Origin of the sequence: Paenibacillus sp. B2(2019) (genome assembly GCF_008370385.1) — a bacterium.
GTDB lineage: Bacteria > Bacillota > Bacilli > Paenibacillales > Paenibacillaceae > Paenibacillus_AQ.
Map to the genome: position 1 here is coordinate 272,460 of NZ_VTZR01000019.1, position 20,723 is coordinate 293,182.

The following is a 20,723-nucleotide window of genomic DNA, read 5'->3' on the forward strand; positions in this document are numbered from 1 at the left end:
TGCCGTCACCTCCTTTGACTTCTGTCAACTTAATGGTTAATCAGTGAAATATCCTTTATCGGCCAGAAGATTAAATCTGCACGGCCTACAATATCCCCCAGAGGTACATAACCGATCATTCGGCTATCCGTACTATCCGAGCGATTATCCCCCATAACGAACACATGTCCTTCAGGTACAGTACCATCTGGGAACTCTTCATTAGGGAAATCTTTATTATTATACAGAGCGTTGATACTATGCTTTGCATCAATTGCATCTTGGATATAGGTCTCATTAACAACTTCCCCGTTAACTGTAACTACATCCCCTTCTACTTTCACAGTATCTCCAGCGACACCGATTACACGTTTAATAAAATCTCTACCCTCAGATGGCACGTGGAATACTATAACCTCGCCCCGCTGCGGAGATCTAATATCGTACAAAATCTCATTTACGATAACACGTTCACCAGTATGGAAATTAGGCTGCATGGAAGGTCCATCTACAATAAAAGGCTTGAACAAAAGCCAGCGAATCAGAAAAACCAACACTAAAGCAATCGCAATGGCCTTGACCCATTCCAAGACTTCATTTTTAGGTTTACGTGGGTTCTGCGCGCTTGATTCCAAAGTTTCACTTTGTTCCTGCTGCATAGTTCACCGTCCTCTCTTAATACTACTCTTACTATACAACACAAAAAAGCTCCTGCCAAAAACCCCTCCACAGATACTCCTTCAGGAGGCCTTTTCGGAGAAGCTGATCCCCAAGCGTATATGTCGCACGCATTGTATGCCAAGCTAAAACGCCCTCAGCGTCCTTTAAGGCGGGTAAGCGTTTATACGAGAAATATAAGAATAATGTATAACGTGAAACTGATGCTTTCTTATATTTTCATAAAATAATAAAACGAAAGGGGCTTGAATTCAAGCCCCTTTCCTTTGTCACTATTCTAGCGACGAATTTCTTTAATTCTCGCTGCTTTACCACGTAGTTCACGAAGATAATAAAGTTTAGCACGACGCACTTTACCACGACGAGCCACTTCGATTTTCTCGATTTTAGGCGAGTTGATTGGGAATGTTCTTTCCACACCAACACCGTAAGAAATTTTACGAACCGTAAAAGTCTCACTGATTCCACCGCCACGACGTTTGATTACAACGCCTTCGAACAACTGGATACGCTCACGAGTTCCCTCGATTACTTTTACATGCACCTTCAAAGTGTCACCCGGGCGAAAACTCGGGATATCTTTACGAAGTTGCTCTTGCGTAATAGCTTGTAGGATATTCATTAAGGACTTCCTCCTTCCGTACAGGTGTTCTTGCCTCTTCCGGAGAGATCTTTGCTCTCCCTCATTATCCGCAGCGGACCACCGTATTCCACACAACAGAGATAATAATACCATAAAGGACGGGCTAATACAACTTATTTTTTCTATTTAAAGCGGTAGCATATCTCTTTTTTTCGCCTTCGATTGGCAATCTTTACATAGACCAACCACAGTTCCATTATCTTGTGCATAGAAGACTAGCTTTCCATTCTTCTTCTTACAAGAAGAGCAAGGCTGCTCCCCTGGGCTCTGTTTGGCTTTACGATGACTATCCATTGAGATTACATTGCTCTGAGTGGTACGCGGATAATTTTTTGTAGTATTTATTTTCCGTTTCCAGACTAAAAAATATACGCCTGTCAAAACTACTAAGGCAAGCAAAATGGCTACATATTTCATTTGGCTCCCTCCACCCTTCAGGATTTATTAAAGAAAGAAAGTAAAAAGACCGCCCTGTTCTGCAAGTGAGGTAACGGTCTATATCTGTATACAATGTAGCCTTAGCACACCTATGCACTTCTATCCGAAAAAAGCGATTTCCAGTAGCTGCTGAAGGTTCTATATGAGATTTCCGCGCCCTTTTAAATATGTACCCGTATCGTATTTATTCAGCGAGTGATCTTTCATTTATTTTAGCACAATTAAAAATCGAAGTGTAGTGAACACTTTTGAGACCTAGTCTTTGGTCCAGTATAATAACCCGCCTCCAGCCGTTTTTACAGATAAATTCCATAAGCTATACTTACAGAAGTACATAACGAAATCACATATGTCAGATCACATACACCCATATATGAGGAGGAGTTTTTTCAATGAGGAAAAGGAATAATAATAGTGTATTAGCAGCAGTAGCCGTATTATCTATCGTACTTTTGGCGGGTTGCACTGAATTACCAGGCAGACAATCTGCCAAAAATGAGGTTGAAAAGAGTATTTCTGAGGATGTGCACCAGAACATTGGTGAAGTTGTCAAGCAAGAGCTAGGAAAAGCAGCTGCAACTGTGCAGCAAGCCGTTGAGGAAACAGCTACTAAGGTAGTTGACGAAGTTAAAGCAGACAGCATTAGTAAAGAACTCTCCGTATCGCAAGCGATCGGTTCAGCATCCGTACTCAGCATGGACAATGCAGTAGGAGAAATAGAAGTTACAGCTGTTACAGGAGATCTGATCCATGTAAATGCAACGATCTCAGCCCACAACAGCTCTCTCCATGCGTCTGACCGTCAAAAGATTATGGATGATGCTGAAGTTTTAGTAGAGGTCAGTGGTGATACGTTGAAGGTGTCCACGCATTCCAAATCAAGTCCTAAAAAGGACTTATGGACATGGGCGCAAGACAAATATGGATATTCAGATTTTAGCATAAGCTATAATATAGAGCTCCCCGCCAGCATGAATAAATTTAAAATCACAAATAACGTAGGTCAAATTCGTCTTCACAATCTAGAGGGGAATTATCAAATCGTCAGCAACGTTGGAGCGATCAATATTGAAAGAGCTAAAATCACTGGCAAATCCACTGTAGAATCCGATACTGGCAGCATACGAATGGATATAGCAGGGATGAAGAATGATAGCAGCCTAAAAGCCAAAACAGAGGTCGGCAGCCTCAGTGCTGTCCTAGCCGATGGTATGAAATGCAGCTTAGAAGCCAATAGTGATCTCGGGCAAATCAAAGGTGTAGAAGGCGGAAAGACCGATATCAATGGGGGCGGCCCCTTATTGTCCCTAAGCTCAAATATAGGTGCAATTACAGTACAGTAATCAGCAGTAAACAGACCGTCCAGGATAATCGGGCGGTCTGTTTTTGGTTCCTAACGATTAGATTAATGCGATGGCTAGCAGAGTGAATAAACTTAAAGTTAAGATCTGATTTCCGGCAAAAGAATTTCCCCAAAAAGCAGAAGTATGCACAGAACCATTGTCAGTTCTTAAGTAAACATTGTATCTGTCTACATCTGTAATAACGCCTTCATGCTGTCTACCGTCTCTAGTCAGAATCCGCACCCTTCTATCCTTACAACGCAAACAATTATAATAAGCTTCCACTAGTGTACTCCTCCTTGTTCGTAATGATATAATCTATGTGTAGGAGTACAGGTCGGTAACGGCGAACTTACATAGGTCGGACTTTGGGTCAATATTTACTTTTTTCGATCCTTGTATCTTTCGTATTCCTCAAGGCTATAGAGAATGTAAGACCTATCTACGGCTAGCAGTCCGCAATATCCCATCCATTCGAGGAGGCCAATCTCATGAATGTAGAAAGAAAACAGTTTATTAAAGAAGGCGTACTGCGTATCACCATTTTCGTTATTTTAGCTTCACTTACTTACACCGTTCGCAACTACGCATGGGCTGTTACTGTTCTCGTATGTGTTGCGCTGTACTCACTCCTTACAGGGGTACACAAAATCTTACGCAAAGAATAACATGTGCCTCCACGAACTTTTATAGCAAGCTAAAACGCCTACGGCGTCCTTTTAAGGACGGTAAGCGTTTGTGCGAGAATTATAAGAATAAAGTATATCGTGAAACTTATACTTTCTTATAATTTCAAAAATAACCACTTTTCGCTGAGATGCTAGATCTCAGCGAAAAGTGGTTATTTACAGTTTAACCGGAGTAATAGGATTCAAGCTTTGTTACCTTCTAAAAGAATAAAACCATTAGCGACAGCGAACACAAAATTCACTGTATCTAATGGTTTTATTAAGCCTAACAATCAATCCCTAACATTCAATCCTATATGTTCACTCTTTAAATGGCGAATGGGCATTGCGATTTGTATAAAAATCGATAATATCATTCACGGTGCGGAGCGGCTCCGCTTCCTTGTGGATTGTGTCCACGTTAGGCTTGAATTCTTCATGCGTCTTCGTAGTCACTTCAGTTCATTCCCTTCAATAGTTAAGCTTGCTGCGTTATCAGCTGCATATATTAGTGCGGCACCTCTATTCATTACCCTAAAAAGAAGCTTTTAACGCACCAATACTCATATTATTTTGAAAACTATTATTTTATTTGTTCTCAGGTACACATAACAAAAACGCCTCCTCAACGTAAGATACGTTAAAAAGACGTCAAATATACCTGTTTCATTAAATTATCACTCCGGTTTGTCCACATTTCTTAGACGTTCCAGTGTCTTTTTGTCTTTCAATGTAAGTTCTGCAGTCTCAAGCAGGTCCGGTCTGCGTTCCAACGTGCGCAGCAGTGCCTGCTCTCTCCGCCATATGTCTATGTTAGCATGATGACCACTCAGCAAAATATCTGGTACCTTCCAGCCGCGAAACTCAGCAGGACGTGTGTAGTGTGGATATTCTAGCAGTCCAGTGCTGAACGAGTCAGATATCGCAGAGGTTTCATTTCCAAGTGCTCCCGGCTGAAGCCGGACTATGGAATCTATAACCGTCAACGCAGGCAGCTCTCCACCTGTTAGCACGTAATCACCCATTGAAAGTTCATCAGTTACCAGATGCTCACGAATCCGCTCATCATATCCCTCATAATGCCCACATATGAAGATTAGGTGCTGCTCTTGCGCCAGTTCCTCTGCAATCTTCTGATTGTAAGTTTTTCCTTGTGGGCACATAAGGATGATACGCGGCTTCACAGAGCCCACTTCATCAGATCGATTGTGATCTTCCTCGTTCGGTGTAATACCAAGCACATGCTCGACTGCATTAAAAATCGGATCAGGCTTGAGCACCATACCCCCGCCACCGCCATACGGTGTATCATCCACACTATTATGCTTATTTCCCGAGAAATCACGGAAGTTCACAGCATTTAAGGAGACGATTCCTTTTTCACGTGCTTTACCAAGAATGCTTGTGCTGAATACGCCTTCGCACATTTCTGGAAAGAGCGTAAGCACATCAATTCTCATCATGGCAATAACCCTTCCATCAAATGGACAACAATTCGTTTGGCTTCTATATCCACATTCAGGACTACATCGTTGATTACAGGAATTAGGATGTCTTGTCCTTTTGCAGGCTTAACAACCCATACGTCATTCGCACCAGGCTGTAAGATTTCTGTAATCGTACCGAGTGGTTTGTTTTCATCTTCATCCGTGTATACCTCACAACCGACGATTTGGTGAAAGTAGTATTCGTTCTCAGGGAGATCCACCAGATCATTACTCGGAACCTTCAGGAGGCTTCCTTTATATTTTTCCACTTCATTGATGTTCGTATACCCTTTGAGCTTAACGATGAACATACCCTTGTGCTCACGAGCGGATTCTACAGTTACTTCGAATTTAGAACTGCCATCTGCAGGGATCACCTGCAGCTTCTTACCTGCAGCAAAACGAACATCAGGGAAATCGGTATGGGATAGTACTTTAATCTCCCCGCGAATACCATGCGTATTCACAAGTCTGCCTACGGTTAACTCTTCTGTCATACAACCCTCTCCTTTACAAGCTTCATCTAATCTATATTTGAACAAAAAGGAGCCGGGATATACTATCCCTAGCCCCTCATTGTACGCATCATTTAAGATAAAATATCTACAGTTACGCGTTTATCGCTCTTGACTGCTGCAGATGTGACTACTGTACGGAGCGCCTTAGCGATCCTTCCTTGTTTGCCAATGACCTTTCCAACATCATCAGGATGTACGGACAGTTCATAGACAATTAGGTGATCCTTCTCCACCGCTCGTACCGTCACATCTTCTGGATGATCCACTAAAGCCTTAGCAATTACTCCAACTAATTCTTCCATAGAGGACCCTCGCAATCAGTCATTATTTCTGTTGCTTAAGCTCATGAAACTTCTTCATTACGCCTGCTTTGGAAAGCAAGTTGCGTACTGTATCAGATGCTTGCGCACCTGTTTGAAGCCATTTAAGAGCTTTTTCCTCATCGATCTTAACTACTGCCGGTTGTTCAATCGGATTATAATAACCGATTTCCTCGATAAAACGACCGTCACGAGGGGACCGGGAATCGGAAACCACTACACGATAGAAAGGCGCTTTATGCGCTCCCATTCTTTTCAGACGAATACGTACTGCCACGAAAAATCACCTCCTTATAATAGTTTCGAGATATTAGAACAGCAAGATCATTTAAAAGGGAACTTCATACCTTTTCCACCTAGACCTTTAAGCTGCTTCATCGCATTCTTCTTAGAGGCTTTGCCGCCTCCGCCCATCATGCCTGAGAATTGCTTCATCATCTTACGCATCTCATCAAATTGCTTAATGAGACGGTTGACCTCGGCAACCGAAGTTCCGCTACCAGCAGCAATACGCTTGCGGCGGTTATGGTTGATGATCTCGGGCTGACGCTTTTCCGTCTTAGTCATAGAATGAACTATGGCTTCAACGCGACCCATTTGCTTGTCGTCAACCTTCAAATCTTTAATGCCCTTGGCTTTGTTCATGCCAGGCAGCATGTCAAGAATTTGATCGATCGGGCCAAGCTTCTTCACCTGATCCATTTGCTCAAGGAAATCATCAAACGTAAATTCTGCATTGCGCATCTTACGTTCCATTTCCTTAGCTTTATCAGTGTCAATGTTCGCTTGAGCTTTCTCAATCAGCGACAACATGTCACCCATACCCAAAATCCGCGAAGCCATACGTTCCGGATGGAACGGCTCCAATGCGTCAATCTTCTCACCTAGCGCAGCGAATTTGATCGGGCAACCAGTTACGGCTTTGACGGATAGTGCAGCACCACCGCGGCTATCGCCGTCAAGCTTCGTCAATACAACCCCTGTAAGCTCAAGCTGCTTATTAAAGCTCTCAGCTACGTTCACGGCGTCTTGACCGGTCATTGCATCTACTACTAACAGAACTTCATCAGGATTTACAATGTTGTGAATCTGCTTCAGTTCTTCCATCAATTCTTCATCAATGTGCAGGCGGCCTGCAGTATCAATAATTACATAATCAAGTCCGTTATCCTTCGCATGTTGTACAGCTTGTCTGGCAATCTCTACCGGACTAGTCTGGTCACCTAGCGAAAATACTGGAACTTTAATTTGTTCTCCAAGTACTTGAAGCTGTTTGATCGCAGCAGGGCGATAAATATCTGCCGCAACAAGCAATGGACGATGATTGCCCTTCTGTAACAGCTTCGCCAGCTTACCCGAAGTGGTTGTCTTACCCGCCCCTTGTAAACCCGCCATCATAATGACAGTTGGTGGCTTGTTCGACTTGGCCAGCTTCGCTTGGCTTCCGCCCATCAGCTCGGTTAGTTCCTTGTTAACGATGTCGATAATGACCATCCCAGGTGTAAAGCTGTCCATCACTTCTGTGCCAATAGACTTTTCTTTCACCTTAGCCACGAATTCTTTAACTACCTTGAAGTTAACGTCGGCTTCCAGAAGGGCCAACCGTACTTCGCGCATAGCTTCGTTTACGTCATCTTCGGATACTTTACCTTTACCGCGCAGCTTGCTGAACACATTCTGCAATCTTCCGGTTAAACCTTCAAACGCCATATGCAGTTTCTCCCTTCATGCTACTCTAACCTCTGCAAGCGATCCACGATCTCCGCGAACCGAAGTTTATATTGCTCAGGCAGCATCCCATTCTCCGGCAGTCTGCGCAGTTCTTCTAAATATTTGGTACGACTCTCATGCTTCACTAATAAACCAAGTTTTTCTTCATAATTTTCTAGGACTTGCTCCGCCCGTTTAATATGTTCATAAACGGCTTGGCGGCTGATTTCAAATTCAGCGGCAATCTCTCCCAAGGAAAAATCGTCGTGAAAATAATATTTAAGAAACGTTTGCTGCTTATCTGTAAGCAGTCGTTCATAAAAGGCAAAAAGCAGATTGATACGATTCGTTTTCTCGAGCCTATTCTCCTGACTCATTAAGGGCACTCCCTTCGTCAAGGAAAAACACTTTACACCTTCACAACGTCCCTTATGATACCTAAAAGAAAGAGAGATGTCAAGCATTTTTGCTTGTCATCTCTTTCTTTATTAAAAATCCCTTTTTCACGCAATAAATACGCTTGAAATTATTGGATCGGCAGTACATAAATCAATACGGCGAAGAAGTGTGTGACACTACCCGCAAGGACAAATACATGCCAAATCGCATGATGGTATGGAAACCCTCTCCATACATAAAAAACAGTACCTAATGTATAGAGTATACCTCCAGCCATCAGCAGGATCATTCCTCCGTCTGCTACAACAGCCGAAAGAGGGTTCCAAGCGATTACAATCAGCCAGCCCATTGCGATGTAGAATATGGTGGACATGAACAGAAACTTTTTAACAAAAAATGCCTTGAAGAAAACGCCGAACACTGCGATTCCCCAAATAACGCCGAACAAACTCCATCCAAGCGTTCCCCGAATGGCGACTAACAAAAAGGGGGTATACGTGCCAGCAATAAACAGATAAATAGCGGAATGATCGAAAAATTCGAACAAATCCTTCGCCTTACCCTCTTTGAGACTATGCACTAGTGTTGAATTCAGATACAGAAGCAGCATTGTCGTTCCATAGATGGAGAAGCTGACCACATGCCATGTCGTTCCTTTCAGACTTGCAAAAACAACAAGCAGAACAAGTGCAGCCACGCTTAATACCGTTCCAATCCCGTGCGTAATCGCATTCGCGACTTCTTCTCTCCGGCTGTAGGTGTGAGTATTTGCCATATCCATATCCTTCCGTCTAAGCTTTCTTCCTATTATACCACGCGTACCCTACTGGATTACAGTTTGTAAATCTCCGTATACTTCGCTTCTAAATAATCAGCTAAATAATCTGGACTCAGTGGTTCTCCCGTTACTTGTTCAATAATTTGTGAAGGCGTTAAGCTATTGCCGAAACGATAGATCTTATCGGTTAGCCACTCTTTAATAGGTAGTAGGTTCCCTGCAGCAATTAACTCATCAAACTCCGGTAACTCTTTGCGAAGTGTATTCAGAATCTGTGCAGCGTACATATTACCTAAGGAGTAGGAAGCAAAGTATCCGAAATCCCCGCCAGACCAATGGACATCTTGCAGCACACCAAGAGCGTTAGAAGGCGGAGTAATACCCAGATACTCTTGATACTTAGCATTCCATACTTGAGGCAAGTCATTTACAGAAAGGCCTTCATTAAAAATAAGCTTCTCGATCTCATAACGCACGATAATGTGCAGATTGTATGTAAGCTCATCTGCTTCAATCCGGATAAATGAGTTCTCCACGCTGTTGATCGCCCGGTAGAAATCTTCCAACTCCACATTTGCAAGCTGCTCCGGGAATTGTTGCTGAAGATCCCCGTAATAACGTTGCCAGAAAGCCCGGCTGCGTCCGATCATGTTCTCCCATAGTCTCGACTGAGATTCATGAATCCCCATCGATGCACCTTGTGCCAGTGGTGTTCCAACAAAATCCTTCCTGATATTTTGCTCATAAAGCGCATGTCCACCTTCATGTAGTGAGCTGAATATGGCACTAGTCACATTATCAAGCAGATAAGCGGTTGTAATACGAACGTCGCCTGGATTCAATCCTGTTGCAAAAGGATGCACACTCTCATCTAAACGACCTGCGTCAAAATCGTAGCCCATTTGCTCTAAAATAAAGTTGCCGAACTTTTCCTGCTGTTCTTTAGGGAAGATCTGCTGTAAGAAGCTTGTATCCGGTTTATTGGGCGAAGCAGCGATAGCTTCTACCAATGGTACCAAACGGCTGCGCAGGCGGCTGAATACTTCATCCACTTTTTCTACCGTAAGTTCAGGCTCATACATATCAAGAAGCGTATCGTACCGCGTTCCTTTTACACCCCAATAATCGATAAATTCTTGCTTTAGAGCAACTATCTTGCTTAAGTAAGGTTCAAAAGTAGCGAAATCATCATTCTCCTTGGCTTCTTCCCAGATGGTTTGGGAATGTGCGGACAGGACAGCGTACTCCTCAAATCTTTTGGAAGGGATGCTCTTGCTGCGCTCATATTCTTTACGGCAATCGGTAACGATCTTCTTCTGATCATGTGATAGCTGGGAAATCACTTCAGGACGGGTAAAAAATGCAGTAAAATCTCCCATTTCCTCCGAAATTCCGAGTCTGAACAGTTCTCCACTCAGCATCCCAATCGTACCCGAACGAACCTCTACTCCCTTACGTGGCGCACCGGTGCGTAAATCCCAGTGAAGTAATTCTATGGCCTCTGAATATCCACTTATTTTTGATAATAACTCGCTAAATTTCTCCCACTGTTCCTTCACTTGCTGTTCCATTTTATTACACCTGCTTTCTCTGTTTTGCCGACTCCTCTTGATGATACTTTTTTGAATGAGTATAATCAACTTCAGAGATTACATCTCTAATTTAAAATATTCAATGGGTTACATAAGAAGCAGATCTTGCTTCGCACAAAATTCAAAGGAGCGTGAACAGGCTATGATGATTCAAGTTACACCTCTCGCAGAAAGGAAGTTGAAGGAAAGGCTTGAAGATCGGCCAGGATTTTTCAAGCTCTTTTATGATACGGAAGGCTGCGGGTGTGACGGAATTAATGTATTACTAATTGTTTCAGAAGTGGAGGACGGCGATTCCAGGATGGAAAGTGATTCCCTTCCCTTTATCGTAAGCCGCCAGCAGGAAATCTTTTATGAGGACAAGATGCGTCTGGATGCCGAGGAAAGATTCTCTTCCTTTAAGCTAGACAGCGATTCACAGATTTACGGAAAAAATATCCTGGTAAGAGATATGCGTAATGTAAGTACAATTCAGTGATTTTAGGGAGGAAAAACAGCCATGAGCCATGTATCCGATATTATTAACTTTAATAAGAGTTTTGTAGAGAATAAAGAGTACGAAGCATATTTAACAAGTCGCTATCCCGATAAAAAAATGTTGATTATCACTTGTATGGATACCCGTCTGGTTGAACTATTACCAAAAGCGATGAACTTTAAGAACGGTGATGTCAAAATCATCAAAAATGCCGGAGCGGTTATTTCTCAGCCCTTTGGTAGTGTTATGCGTAGTGTCATGGTTGCGTTATATGAACTTGACGCGGAGGAAGTTATCGTTGTTGGGCACTATGAATGCGGTATGGCTTCCCTCAATGCAGATCATATGATCAATTCCATAAAAGAACGCGGAGTATCCGAAGAGGTGTTGAACACGCTGGAGAATTCCGGGATCAAGCTTACCAAATGGCTGCGCGGGTTTGACAATATCCAAGAAGGGGTATCCCAAACTGTGAATCTGATCAATAAGCATCCATTACTACCCCCAAATGTACCAGTGCATGGCATGATCATCGATCCGGCTACCGGAGCGCTTGAGCTTGTCGTTGATGGATATAAATAACTTAAGTTACAGCTCTCTGACTGCTGTTTGCGTGGATCCTGGATCCACGCTTTTTTTGTAATTAAAAAGTATAAATTATGACAAGCATATACTTTCTTATATTTTAAATAAAAATTGAAACCTAGTAAGACTAGCTGCGTAATACTGAACATGCATATAAATTCATACTCACAGGAGGGTTTTCGTACTAAATGAAACCAATGAAACGCGTAATGATGATTGTAATGGCCTTCACTCTATTTTTCGCCGTAGCTACCCCGAACTTTGTGGATGCGAAGCGAGGTGGTGGCGGATTTAAATCCGGCACTCGTAGTTATTCAACAACTCCAAAAAAATCAACAACCGATAACGTAAAGAAAAGCGATAGCACTAAAAGCTCCACAGCAGGATCTACTGCGAATACGAAACGGGGATTCTTCAGCGGTGGCGGCTTAATGAAAGGTATGATGATCGGTGGTTTGGCTGGGTTACTGTTCGGCGGAATGTTCGCCGGTATGGGTGCCTTCGGTAACATTCTAGGATTCGTCATTAATATGCTTGCTATCTATGTGCTCGTAATGCTGGTGATGTCCTTCTTCCGTCGCAGAAAAGAACGTCGTCGCTTAGAAGATCAAGGTGGTCGTTACTAATGTCAACAATGGTTCTTAGCATGGATGAGATCATCAATGCCCTCTGCCTACACATGGCTGAACGTAAAGCGGTTCGCCCTGAAGATGTTCAAGTAGAACTGAGCTGGGAAGAAGACACCGGATACTCTGCTGAGGTTTGGGTACAGGGACGTAGTCAATATTTAGTTGAGTCCAACATGATCGAGGCGATCCTACGTTACATGCTTAGCGAATATGGCATTCGTGCATACCGCGAAGATGTAAGGCTAGACCTGGACGAGGAAATCACTGCAATTGTAACTACAGGGAACTAATGGTAAAAGGGACAACCCAAATGGTTGTCCCTTTTTTGTATGCATTTATTCATAGAAAAATTGCTTTACCGTTCCTACTCCGTCCATCACATCAACTTCAGCGTACGCACCGTTAATCAGCGTAATTTGCGGTGGAATATGACCACAATCGATATCATACACAATAGGTAACTGGAGTTCCTCAGAAAGCTCTGCGTAGATGTCTTCGGCCGTGTAGTTCTCTACTGGTCGATTAGCAGGACTTCTGCCAAACATAATGCCAGAACAATTCTCAAACCAACCTGCGAGCTTCATCTGAACTAATGACCTACGTACATCAACCGTATTCAGTTCGCAGTTTTCCAAATACCATAGGATCGGTTCATTGTTAATCATTTGTTCTTGGAAATGCCGCAGATTGCCAAATGGTGTGCCAATCAGATGCCTAATTACATCTATGCAGCCCCCTAGCAGACGCCCTTTCATAGTTACAGGACCAGAGGATACTGTCTTCCAACGGGTATCTTCTGTCAAGTGAAATACATAAGGCGTAGGAGCATCATGTTGCCATTCCCCCTGATATTTAAGCGATGAATGCTGGACAATAGAACCCCCTGCTTTCGTCTCTAGAACCGCTTCCCACATGGCTGTGGTATCATCTGAATACTCTCCTCTTAAATCAACAAGGTTAGTCCCGTGGGCCGTGGCAATCCCTGTTCTTAACGTAACTGCAAGCAACAGCACGCTTATATCTGAATAACCTAAGATCCATTTATCCTTCATGGTATCAAAATCAATAAACTCAAGAACCTCAATTAACAGTTCCCCGCCCCAAGGCGGAATAAGGATATCAGTATGCTCACTGCCCATCATCTCGTTAAACTCCTGAGCACGAACTTTGGCCGGTGCCGATTTAGCCTTCTCTTGCGTCCATACCGTATCCCCGCAAATCATATTAAATCCTTTAGATTCCAAACGACTTGAAGCCAACTTAATTAACTCTGCATTTTGAGCGCCTACTCCAGATGAAGGTGCTGTCACCCCTACTGTCGCATTCTTGTTCAAAATCGGATATTTAATCATATGACACCTCCAGTATTACAGCAATTATATCAAGAGTACACATCAATTACACAAAAAAAGAACATGACTAGTCGCGTCAACGTACGATCGCAAAACCAGTACATGCTCTTATTCAATAGAATTCAACTTTAGAGTAAAGAAATAGCCAACAGTTCGAACAACACAAGCGGCAAGATCACATTATTATTAGGAGGACCTGGGTAAGGACCCGGGCCGGGATACGGACCATGACCATGACCCGGACCAGGACCCGGATGATACGGTTGGTAAGGATTATAATATCCGCGCGGCATTTGCCCATTTACTGCAACGTTCAAATACAAATGTTTATTATCTACTCCGGCAATAGTGCCTTCATGCACTAAGCCATCTAAAGTCTGTACATTCACCCTATGGTTTAGGTAGGGCTTGCAAGATTGATACAAGGAATCACGGACACCGTGCAGGTGCCGGATCACCGTAGGATCGGCCTGATAAATCACATTCTGCTCTTGCCCAGTGTTATATGTCGACATGGATGCTCTGACCTCCGTAAATGGATTTGCTCCATTCTATGCAGAAGCCTATATCACGGTGCCTATTTGAGAGATATCCTTATACTGGAAGGGCTACCTTCTCAACTTTCACATTTACCGAAACAAGGGACAAGCCCATCATATTCTCCACAGCATTACGCACATTTTTTTGCAGCATATAACAGACCTCTTGAATCACACATCCGTAATTAACAATAACCCGCAGGTCGATGGCAACGTCTACTTCCTTCACTTCTACAGACAATCCTTTTTTCACATTTTTACCGCCCAAACGTTTGGCCCAGTTGTCCGAAATATTACTTCCTGACATCCCGGCAATACCTGGCGTTTCCAGAACCACCTGTCCAACGATCGATGTGACTACATCATCTGAGATATGAATTAATCCTTGCTCCGTTCCTTCATTCATATAAACAACCTCCATATTTGTTAATTTAAGAGATATTAAAGGCTCTCCTCTACCTCTACTTCTACCCCTGACTCTGCCCTGTGGTTCTTAACAAACAAATTATACACTTTGGTCAAGAGGATTTTCACAATCATATACAATGGAATAATCAGCAATATCGCAATAATCCCGCCTATATCTCCACCAACCAACACTAAGATGATCGTCGTCAGCGGATGAATATCAAGCTTTTTCCCAAAAATGTAGGGAGCAATCAGATTATCCTGAATTTGCTGAGCTACAAGAACGATGATGATGGACCATACTGCAATGGACGGCGATTGGATGAATCCGATAATGAAAATTGGGATACTGGAGAGAATTGCACCAATGAAAGGTACAAAATTCATCACAACAGCAATCACTGTCAACAACAATGCATACTGTAGTCCAATAATAAGGAAACCAATATACATCAGAACACCAAGTGCCAGATTGACTAATACCCGACCAACAATGAATCCACTTAACGCACTGTCAATTTCACTCATCATTGTAGTCCCTTCTCCACGATACTTCTTTGGAAAGAAACTTACAATCTTACGACCAAATTTCCCACCTTCCTTAAGCATGTAAAACAACATAATAGGAAAGGTAAATAAAATAATCGCGAAATTTGAAACAAAGGAGAATAGACCCGTTACGTAGTTCGAAATCAGATTAAATCCTTTATTCAAATATTCAGTCAATTGGGAAGCAAGATCCATATCTGCTGGGATAATAGAAGCCAAGAATCCACTGTCCTCGAGCCTCAATAACTGCTGATTCACGGCTGCGATCAGATTTGGCATATTATCGACAAAATTAATTAGCTGTGTTCGAAGTGAAGGCCATACTCCAATACTAAAACCAAACAAGAGCAATGCAATGACCACATATACGATGATGATCGCAACAGAGCGATTTAGTTTATATCTCTCCAAAGTATTGATTAGAGGTCGGAGTAAATAATAGAAAAATCCTGCCAACATTAAGGGCACGATAATAACATTGAACAAAGACAAGATTGGACTGAAAATAAAATTAACTTGTGAGCCTAAAAATACGATGCCTAACACCAAAAGGATCGCTATACAAACTCGAATGAATGTGTTCAGTTTAGCCATAGTTCTCTCCCATCTTCTATTTTCGGGTGTCTTTCATCTCGTTATTTGGGAATACGTATGGTGAATACCGTTGGTTCCTTCTTTCCGCGACTGAGATGAAGCGTTCCACCCATTTTCTCTGTATTTTTCATAGCAATGGATAGACCAAGACCCGTTCCACCTGTAGTTGACCGCGCTTTATCTCCTCGAACAAACGGATCAAAAAGCGTTGACCAAAGCTCTTCAGGAATGCCTACTCCGGTATCTGCAATTTCAATAGTAACCTCGCTCTCCGAGGGGATAACCTCCACTCGCAGATGAGTGCCTGGCGGATTATAGGTCAAAGCATTGGAGATCAAATTATGAACTACACTCGAGAGTAGCTCCGCATCGAAGTTTGCGAACACTTCCTGTTCAGGAACATTCAGCTGCAGGATGAAGTTCTTTTGTTCAATCTCACCATAGGAGTCTGCAACGATTTCACGAATAAACTCGCCCAATTCATGACGCTCCATTCGTAGTAAAAAATCTGGGGAATCTATTTTAAGTAGCTCCACCATATTTTGAATCAGCTTGGTCACTTGCGAGGATTTATTATAGATATAGGTTAAATACCGTTTCTGGCGTTCTTCGTCCTCACCACGACCTTCAACCAACGCCTGTGCAAACCCCTGTATACTCGTAATGGGTGTCTTCAGATCATGAGAAAGATCAACCATCATGCGTTTCTTACTTTCTTCTGCTTGACGTTTTTCTTTCGTTGTCTTCTCAATTACGTCCGCCATATAATTAAAAGTCTCCCCAATTTGCGAAAATTCTTTCTCTGCATATAGCGAGATACGAGTATCATAATTTCCTTCAATCATCTGCTTCAAACCAAGCGTAATAATACGCAGCGGCTTCCTGATTCTTCGTGCCACCCAATAGCTGTACACGATAATAAGCAAGAGAACCATTCCAACTCCTAAAAAAACATAGTATGAAAGCGAGTGGTTGAAGTATTCAACTAATGGATCACTATTAATTGAAATGTCGATAACTTCTCTAGGGATTTTCAAAAGCAGCCACTCTGATTCATTCTCATTATTACGTGTAGTCAACGAGTAGAAGTACGCCTGATCTTCTCCGTTTTCCAGGTTATTTAAGAGCTGGTTGTCGGTATATTGTGTTACATCGTCTTTCTTCTCACCAACTACGTCGATGACCTTCTTGTCTTGACCCAAGATCTCAATCCACCCACCGCTACGCAGAAGCCGTTTGGTTTCTATCCCATGCTCCAGATTATCTCGATAGGCACTCGCTTCAACCTTCAAATCAGGATCAGCGATTTTATTTTTTTCGAACATATGGGTCACATCAAGGTTAATGAACAAATAATAAACAATCACAAGAAAAAACAAAATGCAGATGAATAACAAAAAATCCAGCGTCAGCGATGATTGTAAAGGTCGTTGATCTCTATTGCTCCATAGGCGCTTCAATTTTGTATCCCAGCCCTCTAATAGTCTTTAAATAAACCGGCTTTTTGGAGTCTTCCTCGATCTTTTCCCGGATATTACTGATATGTACCATGATACTATTATCTTCGTACACATAGAAATCTTCCCATACAGCTTCATATATTTTTTTTCGTGTAAAGACCCGACCCGGTTGTTTCATCATTAATTCCAGAATTTTGTACTCAGTAGAGGTAAGAACGACAGGTTCTCCTGAACGATAGAGCAGACACTGGCTTTGATCCAGTCTCAATTCTCCCAACACAATTTGTTCAGCTGCCTTTTCTTCAATAATCTGTGCGTCAAAATGATGTACCCGCCGCAGTAAAGCTCCTGCACGAGCTACAATTTCCAATGGATTAAACGGTTTGGAAATATAATCGTCGGCACCGAGTTCAAGTCCCAGTATTTTGTCGTAATGTTCGCTTTTTGCAGATAAAAACAACACCGGGAAATGATGGAACTCTCGAATTTTCTTCAATAATTGCAGTCCATCTAGACCAGGCATCATAATATCAAGAATCGCTAAATCAATTTTTTGGTTCTGCACTTGCATTAACGCTTCAGTCCCACTGTTCGCTTCCACAATGTTGTACTCTTTCTCTAAATATAATCTCAACAATTCCACAATTTCTGCTTCATCATCTGCGATTAGAATTGTATACACAGTAATCACCCCATCTAACTATAATCTTCGATTATTAAACCCACCTAAACGCAATCTAAAGAATAGCTAAATTATTACATCCATCAAATTCTTATATTTAAATAAAAATCGCACACAGGAACTCGTCCCATGTACGATCGTATAATTCCAGAAATCTGAACACCTGCTGGCAAATATAAACGCCCTCGGAGTCCTATTAAAAAGCAACACCAATTCCACCTTCACCCGCATAGGTTCCCATTACAGGTCCCATACTTGAGAGTAAAACTTCTTTGAACGGGTGCTTTTGTAAGATGCGTTCTTTAATCTCAAGTGCAAGCTTCTCACAGTTACTGTGTACTATAGCGATAACAGCCTTCTCGTAGTCATGCTGCTTCTCATCCAAATGCGCAAGCAGCCGGTTTAATGCCTTTGGAAGACCCCGGGTCTTCTCCACTACCTCAACAGTACCCTCTTCGCTGATTTTAAGCAGTAGTTTGATATTTAGCACGGAAGCAACCGCTCCTGATATCCGGCTTAGACGTCCGCCCTTCATTACATTCTCAAGTGTATCCAGTGTAAAATATGCGCGAACTTCATCCATTTGCTTAAGCACCTTGTCCTTCAGTTCCTGCAGACTTGAACAAGTCTGTGACCACTTCGCCGCAAGGCCCACGATCAGCGACAACCCGCCAGAAAAGGTCTTGGAATCTATAACCTCTATCGCATTGGTGTGTCCTTCTTCTTGGTACATTTCCATAGCGATCATAGCCGTCTGATAAGTGCTACTAATATTAGAGGACATACAAATGACCATAATGTCAGTACCTTCCTCTACTTGCCTGAATGTCTCAAGGAATTGGTTTGGACTTGGACTTGCCGTAGTAGGTAGCTCCTTGGATTCACTCATTTTAGCATAAAAGGTTTTCGTATCCGTATCCGCAGGCATTAACTCATGCCCAAAATGAACCGGTAGATGGACCACGGAAACATTATACTTCTCCATGTAGTCAAGGGGTAGGTCAGAACCGCTATCTGTTATGATCTTGATTGCCATAATATAAGTACTCTCCTTTCAATATCAGTACTATTATAGCTATCGCCAAATGAAATCTCCAGTAACCAATATAACTTGAAAAATCCTTCAATTTGTGCTTATGTCTTTCTTCCTTAACTTGTCCTAATATGATATGGTTTATGAATAAGCGTATAGAAATGGAGTGTATGTATGAGTAAGGGAAGAGTATGGAACCGAGGCAAGCATGATGGAACAGGACTATCAAGGAAAAAAAGCGTGGATCAAGAAGTTACAACATCTACTGAAACAGAAGCAACTGAAGCTTCAAATGAACCGTCAAATACCAGAATTGATACAGTTAAACCTATGAATCGTACGAACTGGGTAACTCGTCCTGCACGGGTTATCAATAAAGATTCCAAAAACAATCAATAACTATGACAAATAGGGTTTCAGAACTTGTCCCTGAGTTCTGAAACCCTATTTTTATATGTTCTTAAACGTAGGTAGTTTACATAATTACATCCGGACGCTTATACAAAACGAGTATGGCTGCTGCTATAAGGATCATCCCCATAAATGCGGGTGCGGCATGGCCTAGTGATACATAAATCTGACCTCCAATGATAGGTCCAATCATTCTTGCTAAAGCCTGAATAGATTGGCTACCTCCTTGAATCCTACCTTGTTCACTAGAATCGACAGACTTGGAAAGCATCCCGTTAAATGAAGGCCCAAAGATCGAATCCCCAAAGCCAAATATAAACATTCCAGCGATAAAAAGAGGATAGAATGAGAACAACGCAGATAAAGCAATAAAACTGTAACCGATAATTTCCGAAGCCATTCCAAGAATTGCTATACGTTTATCACTAAGTTTCTTCAAAAGCTTTGGCATGATCAAACCTTGTGAAATGATGTCTTGGAGACCCATAATCGAAAACATAAGACCGATTAGTGCAGGCTTCCAGCTGAAAGTATCCATCGTAAATTGAGAAAATACTGCCTGTAAAGATCCGTTAGGAATCCAGAGTAAAAACGCTGAGACTAGCAGCCTATTTAAGTTTTTCACGGAAAGTAAGTTTGCAAGCTGTGAAAATGGATTCAGTCTTACAAAGGTAATCTCCTTCAGTCTATTCTTCTTGGCAAGGCTCTCTGGCATAAAAAAGAATCCATAAACAACATTCAATAAAGTTATGATTGCTCCAAAATACAAGGGAACAGAATAACCAAACTTAGCAAGTAATCCGCCTATCGTTGGGCCAATGACGGTGCCTACACCTACAACTGCACTTACCCATCCGAAGTATTTGGTTCTCTGCTGCGAAGGAATGATGTCTGCAAAATATGCAAAGATCGTACTTATGCTCCCGCCTGTTATCCCTTCGATTATACGTCCAGCAAATAGTACCCATAGAGCCCCTCCTATGCCAAAAACCAAGTACCCGACGGCGGAACCCAACAGGCATACTAAGAGTAATGGACGCCGGCCATATTTGTCGCTCAAAGCTCCAAGTACGGGGGCTGCAAAAAATACACAGACTGCATATACCGAGGTCAGCATCGTAACAACTATTGCTTGTTCTCCAGGACTGCTTGTATAAGGCTGCACTAAGAATGGGACGACAGGCATTATGATACTAAAGCCTATTCCGCAAAGAAACACAGAGATAAGACCGAATATTAAGGCGTGTTTATCTACGAATTGTCCTGTGTTCTGTTCATTGTGTGATTTAAATATGGACATTTATGTTCACTCCTTAAAGTTACTATTTTGATTCCTAGGAAACATGTTTATCGTATCGCCTTTTTGTTTCCTTGTCAACAAAATAATAACAATAAAAATGCAGCCGTTCTCCATAGAGCCCGACTGCATGTGGTTTCATTTTCATTATTG

The 20,723-nt window shown here is 42.2% G+C and carries 28 protein-coding genes; 7 read left to right on the top strand and 21 right to left on the bottom strand.

The window, feature by feature from the left end:
* Window positions 1–29 precede the first annotated feature (29 nt).
* From lepB to PAENI_RS17565, 3 genes are all read right to left on the bottom strand, one after another.
* On the bottom strand, window positions 30–638 hold the full coding sequence (gene lepB / locus PAENI_RS17555; protein ID WP_042189466.1) for a signal peptidase I: 609 nt from the start codon (window positions 636–638) through the stop codon (window positions 30–32).
* 296 nt (window positions 639–934) lie between these two features.
* Window positions 935–1,279 (bottom strand): 50S ribosomal protein L19, encoded by a 345-nt coding sequence (gene rplS / locus PAENI_RS17560; RefSeq protein WP_042128973.1) that lies wholly within the window; start codon window positions 1,277–1,279, stop codon window positions 935–937.
* 147 nt (window positions 1,280–1,426) lie between these two features.
* Complete coding sequence (locus PAENI_RS17565) at window positions 1,427–1,717, bottom strand: hypothetical protein (RefSeq protein ID WP_042189467.1); 291 nt, start codon at window positions 1,715–1,717, stop codon at window positions 1,427–1,429.
* Between the two features lie 413 nt (window positions 1,718–2,130).
* Here PAENI_RS17565 and PAENI_RS17570 point away from each other — a divergent pair, with 413 nt between their 5' ends.
* Entirely contained in the window at window positions 2,131–3,081 is a 951-nt protein-coding gene (locus tag PAENI_RS17570) for a hypothetical protein (protein ID WP_149646152.1), read from the top strand.
* A 57-nt stretch (window positions 3,082–3,138) separates the two neighbouring features.
* Here the strand turns inward: PAENI_RS17570 and PAENI_RS32245 are convergent, their stop codons facing one another.
* Entirely contained in the window at window positions 3,139–3,366 is a 228-nt protein-coding gene (locus PAENI_RS32245; protein ID WP_042189469.1) for a hypothetical protein, read from the bottom strand.
* Window positions 3,367–3,572: 206 nt separating this feature from the next.
* Between PAENI_RS32245 and PAENI_RS31880 the strand changes: the two genes are divergently transcribed.
* Window positions 3,573–3,749 (top strand): hypothetical protein, encoded by a 177-nt coding sequence (locus tag PAENI_RS31880; RefSeq protein ID WP_156113147.1) that lies wholly within the window; start codon window positions 3,573–3,575, stop codon window positions 3,747–3,749.
* Between the two features lie 321 nt (window positions 3,750–4,070).
* Here the strand turns inward: PAENI_RS31880 and PAENI_RS32645 are convergent, their stop codons facing one another.
* The 9 genes from PAENI_RS32645 to PAENI_RS17615 form a co-directional block, all read right to left on the bottom strand.
* Window positions 4,071–4,205: a hypothetical protein gene (locus PAENI_RS32645; protein ID WP_256716277.1), complete on the bottom strand. Its 135-nt coding sequence runs from the start codon at window positions 4,203–4,205 to the stop codon at window positions 4,071–4,073.
* A 221-nt stretch (window positions 4,206–4,426) separates the two neighbouring features.
* Window positions 4,427–5,209 carry a tRNA (guanosine(37)-N1)-methyltransferase TrmD gene (gene trmD, locus PAENI_RS17580; RefSeq protein WP_042194150.1) on the bottom strand — a complete coding sequence of 261 codons (783 nt, stop codon included), beginning with the start codon at window positions 5,207–5,209 and terminating at the stop codon, window positions 4,427–4,429.
* Entirely contained in the window at window positions 5,209–5,733 is a 525-nt protein-coding gene (rimM, locus tag PAENI_RS17585; protein WP_076299254.1) for a ribosome maturation factor RimM, read from the bottom strand. The genes trmD and rimM overlap by 1 nt, the downstream gene beginning before the upstream one ends.
* Before the next feature lie 92 nt (window positions 5,734–5,825).
* Window positions 5,826–6,056, bottom strand: a complete 231-nt coding sequence (locus PAENI_RS17590) for a KH domain-containing protein (RefSeq protein ID WP_042128982.1) — start codon at window positions 6,054–6,056, stop codon at window positions 5,826–5,828.
* A 22-nt stretch (window positions 6,057–6,078) separates the two neighbouring features.
* On the bottom strand, window positions 6,079–6,351 hold the full coding sequence (gene rpsP, locus PAENI_RS17595) for a 30S ribosomal protein S16 (RefSeq protein ID WP_036688604.1): 273 nt from the start codon (window positions 6,349–6,351) through the stop codon (window positions 6,079–6,081).
* Window positions 6,352–6,398: 47 nt separating this feature from the next.
* Window positions 6,399–7,784 carry a signal recognition particle protein gene (gene ffh / locus PAENI_RS17600; protein ID WP_042189471.1) on the bottom strand — a complete coding sequence of 462 codons (1,386 nt, stop codon included), beginning with the start codon at window positions 7,782–7,784 and terminating at the stop codon, window positions 6,399–6,401.
* A 20-nt stretch (window positions 7,785–7,804) separates the two neighbouring features.
* Window positions 7,805–8,161, bottom strand: a complete 357-nt coding sequence (gene ylxM, locus PAENI_RS17605) for a YlxM family DNA-binding protein (RefSeq protein WP_036688609.1) — start codon at window positions 8,159–8,161, stop codon at window positions 7,805–7,807.
* A gap of 149 nt (window positions 8,162–8,310) precedes the next feature.
* Window positions 8,311–8,958 carry a PAQR family membrane homeostasis protein TrhA gene (gene trhA / locus PAENI_RS17610; RefSeq protein ID WP_042189474.1) on the bottom strand — a complete coding sequence of 216 codons (648 nt, stop codon included), beginning with the start codon at window positions 8,956–8,958 and terminating at the stop codon, window positions 8,311–8,313.
* A gap of 56 nt (window positions 8,959–9,014) precedes the next feature.
* On the bottom strand, window positions 9,015–10,532 hold the full coding sequence (locus PAENI_RS17615) for a carboxypeptidase M32 (RefSeq protein WP_149646153.1): 1,518 nt from the start codon (window positions 10,530–10,532) through the stop codon (window positions 9,015–9,017).
* Window positions 10,533–10,695: 163 nt separating this feature from the next.
* On the opposite strand from PAENI_RS17615, the gene PAENI_RS17620 reads away from it, so the two are divergent.
* From PAENI_RS17620 to PAENI_RS17635, 4 genes are all read left to right on the top strand, one after another.
* Entirely contained in the window at window positions 10,696–11,031 is a 336-nt protein-coding gene (locus PAENI_RS17620; RefSeq protein WP_042189479.1) for an iron-sulfur cluster biosynthesis family protein, read from the top strand.
* A 21-nt stretch (window positions 11,032–11,052) separates the two neighbouring features.
* Window positions 11,053–11,613, top strand: a complete 561-nt coding sequence (locus PAENI_RS17625) for a beta-class carbonic anhydrase (protein ID WP_042189481.1) — start codon at window positions 11,053–11,055, stop codon at window positions 11,611–11,613.
* Between the two features lie 200 nt (window positions 11,614–11,813).
* A complete protein-coding gene (locus PAENI_RS17630) occupies window positions 11,814–12,242 on the top strand; it encodes a hypothetical protein (RefSeq protein ID WP_149646184.1) in 429 nt (142 codons plus the stop codon).
* 8 nt (window positions 12,243–12,250) lie between these two features.
* Window positions 12,251–12,535: a YxcD family protein gene (locus tag PAENI_RS17635; protein ID WP_094869623.1), complete on the top strand. Its 285-nt coding sequence runs from the start codon at window positions 12,251–12,253 to the stop codon at window positions 12,533–12,535.
* A gap of 45 nt (window positions 12,536–12,580) precedes the next feature.
* Here the strand turns inward: PAENI_RS17635 and PAENI_RS17640 are convergent, their stop codons facing one another.
* The 7 genes from PAENI_RS17640 to PAENI_RS17670 all read right to left on the bottom strand — a co-directional run bounded on the left by PAENI_RS17640 (window position 12,581) and on the right by PAENI_RS17670 (window position 18,865).
* Complete coding sequence (locus PAENI_RS17640; protein ID WP_149646154.1) at window positions 12,581–13,597, bottom strand: S66 family peptidase; 1,017 nt, start codon at window positions 13,595–13,597, stop codon at window positions 12,581–12,583.
* 128 nt (window positions 13,598–13,725) lie between these two features.
* Window positions 13,726–14,112 (bottom strand): hypothetical protein, encoded by a 387-nt coding sequence (locus PAENI_RS17645; protein ID WP_149646155.1) that lies wholly within the window; start codon window positions 14,110–14,112, stop codon window positions 13,726–13,728.
* A 79-nt stretch (window positions 14,113–14,191) separates the two neighbouring features.
* Window positions 14,192–14,542, bottom strand: a complete 351-nt coding sequence (locus PAENI_RS17650) for an Asp23/Gls24 family envelope stress response protein (protein WP_042129003.1) — start codon at window positions 14,540–14,542, stop codon at window positions 14,192–14,194.
* A 35-nt stretch (window positions 14,543–14,577) separates the two neighbouring features.
* Window positions 14,578–15,687, bottom strand: coding sequence for an AI-2E family transporter (locus PAENI_RS17655; protein WP_149646156.1), 1,110 nt, complete (start codon window positions 15,685–15,687; stop codon window positions 14,578–14,580).
* 41 nt (window positions 15,688–15,728) lie between these two features.
* Window positions 15,729–17,147: a sensor histidine kinase gene (locus PAENI_RS17660; protein WP_149646157.1), complete on the bottom strand. Its 1,419-nt coding sequence runs from the start codon at window positions 17,145–17,147 to the stop codon at window positions 15,729–15,731.
* Window positions 17,125–17,829: a response regulator transcription factor gene (locus tag PAENI_RS17665; RefSeq protein ID WP_042189491.1), complete on the bottom strand. Its 705-nt coding sequence runs from the start codon at window positions 17,827–17,829 to the stop codon at window positions 17,125–17,127. Before PAENI_RS17665 ends, PAENI_RS17660 begins: the two co-directional genes overlap by 23 nt.
* Before the next feature lie 196 nt (window positions 17,830–18,025).
* The gene (locus PAENI_RS17670) at window positions 18,026–18,865 is read right to left on the bottom strand and encodes a DegV family protein (RefSeq protein WP_149646158.1); all 840 of its coding nucleotides are present in this window, start codon (window positions 18,863–18,865) and stop codon (window positions 18,026–18,028) included.
* 171 nt (window positions 18,866–19,036) lie between these two features.
* Between PAENI_RS17670 and PAENI_RS17675 the strand changes: the two genes are divergently transcribed.
* Entirely contained in the window at window positions 19,037–19,261 is a 225-nt protein-coding gene (locus PAENI_RS17675) for a hypothetical protein (RefSeq protein WP_149646159.1), read from the top strand.
* A gap of 76 nt (window positions 19,262–19,337) precedes the next feature.
* Here PAENI_RS17675 and PAENI_RS17680 read toward each other — a convergent pair whose 3' ends face one another.
* On the bottom strand, window positions 19,338–20,573 hold the full coding sequence (locus PAENI_RS17680; RefSeq protein ID WP_149646160.1) for an MFS transporter: 1,236 nt from the start codon (window positions 20,571–20,573) through the stop codon (window positions 19,338–19,340).
* Window positions 20,574–20,723: the final 150 nt, after the last annotated feature.